Consider the following 605-nt stretch of genomic DNA (forward strand, 5'->3'; position numbering starts at 1 on the left):
CTTTTCAAGCACGCTATTTTTAATGGCATTGGGGGCCAGAGACAACCTGGCACAACATACCATTACTCCCCATAGAGACATCACTATATCATCTTGCTGAAAGAGCTGAGGGTTGTCGCTGAATCGGTAGAGCAACGATTCGAACGTTGAGGTAACCACGTGCAGCTCAACGAGTTCACCCAGCTTCGCCATGGCCCACAGCAGGTTGGCGATATGCTGAGGAATAAATTGGTCTCTCAGTACTTTCACGAGGGGTAGCAGCGTGGCCATGGCCTCGTTGAGCCCTGATGCCTGCTCCTGCCCGTTGTCCAACAGTTTCGCTATGGCCCACACCAGGTTGGTAATATCCTGGGCATTGAATTGGTCTTTCTGTGCGTTCACACGGGGCAACAGCGCGGCCACAGCTTTTTTAAGCCCTGGTGTCTGTTCCCGGCCGTTGTCCACCAGTTTCGCCATGGCCCACAGCAGGTTGGCGATGCCCCGGGCATCAATATCACTGTCTTCATGTCTTTGGTTGCAGTTAAATATTATTGCATCCAGTAGCGTTGACAATAAGACAGCTTGAGTATGCTTAATACGCTCACCCATGGGGCTATGAGGGGTAA

The 605-nt window shown here is 51.6% G+C and carries 1 protein-coding gene; it reads right to left on the bottom strand.

What is annotated here, in order from left to right; translation table 11 throughout:
* Nucleotides 1–588, bottom strand: a 588-nt coding sequence (locus J7438_RS26950; RefSeq protein WP_209279092.1) for a DUF1601 domain-containing protein, incomplete at its 3' end; no start/stop codon positions are given.
* Nucleotides 589–605 lie beyond the last annotated feature (17 nt).

The organism is Thalassotalea sp. G20_0 (assembly GCF_017744175.1).
In the GTDB taxonomy this organism is placed as follows: Bacteria; Pseudomonadota; Gammaproteobacteria; order Pseudomonadales; family Endozoicomonadaceae; genus Endozoicomonas.